This is a genomic window from Roseateles sp. P5_B10 (genome assembly GCF_056400485.1).
Genome location: NZ_JBFULE010001308.1, coordinates 1 through 966 on the forward strand (window position 1 = coordinate 1; position 966 = coordinate 966).

Here is a 966-nt window from a genome sequence, read left to right on the forward strand (position 1 = left end):
GTCTGGAACCTTTCTTCAAAAGATTAACTACAAATTGTCTGGCGCCGGCGCTGTTGGGTGGGACGATGGCCGTCAAATCAATTTATCAACAGAAAGTAGTCATGAAATCCGCATTACCGGTAGCTATACGTTTTCTCCAGGGCATGTGCTCACACCGTCGCCAGATTCAAACTGCCAAGCATTCACTTGTATGACCGCAGAATCGGACAAACTAGTAGGAGCACACGTGCGCTTTGCCGTTAGTTCGCCTGTCCCCGAGTTGCAAACCTGGCCTATGTTGGCCATGGGGCTAGGCGTGATCGGAATCGTTGGTCAGCGTCGAAGGCGCGCGTGAGAGACGCGGGGCAGTTCGCACTCCGGCTCTGCATGCACGTATCAGCGGCGCCGCCCCGCGCGCAGCCGCACACCAGCAAGCCAGCCGCCGCCGATCAGCAGCAGCGCCGCGATGCCCGGCTCCGGAACTGCGGTGACGTTGAACGTCAGGTCGCCTAGAGGCTCGCTTTCGAAGGCGTTGAACATGTGACCGCCTGGATAAGCGTCTTCGCCGACTACGGAGTAGTAGGACACCCCGAAGCGTTCGTCCGATGCAGTGAGCTGAAAGGAATAGGTTTGCCCTGGCTGCAACTTGACGGCTCCAAGGTTGAAGTCCACCAGCGCCGCGCCACCGGCGTCACCAAGAAGGGCCCGCACATCCACGCTGCTGGATGCGAGCAATGTGCCGCCGCTGCCCTCGCCCTCGTACAAGCTCAGAGAGACAAGGCTTCCCGGCCGAGACTTGTTCATGTTGCGCAACTCGACGCCAATGGTGTCGATGCGCGTACCGACCGCGGTGAAGGTTTGCCCGGGCATGAAGGGGTACATCACACCGAAGCCTATCGACTGGGGCTGATCTATCACCACCACCGCGTGCGTCGTGGCAGGCGCCAACACAAGTGCGAAAAGCGTGCCCATCAGAAGAGGCAGACG

Annotated in this window: 1 protein-coding gene and 1 pseudogene; one reads left to right on the top strand and one right to left on the bottom strand. The window is 59.4% G+C overall.

The genetic code is table 11. From position 1 onward, the window contains the following. Nucleotides 1-334 (top strand): annotated as a pseudogene (locus AC1DU6_RS32935) (hypothetical protein); the annotation flags it as partial. A 41-nt stretch (nt 335-375) separates the two neighbouring features. Here the strand turns inward: AC1DU6_RS32935 and AC1DU6_RS32940 are convergent. Beyond that, on the bottom strand, nt 376-966 hold a 591-nt coding region (locus AC1DU6_RS32940), incomplete at its 5' end, for a PEP-CTERM sorting domain-containing protein (RefSeq protein ID WP_477862495.1).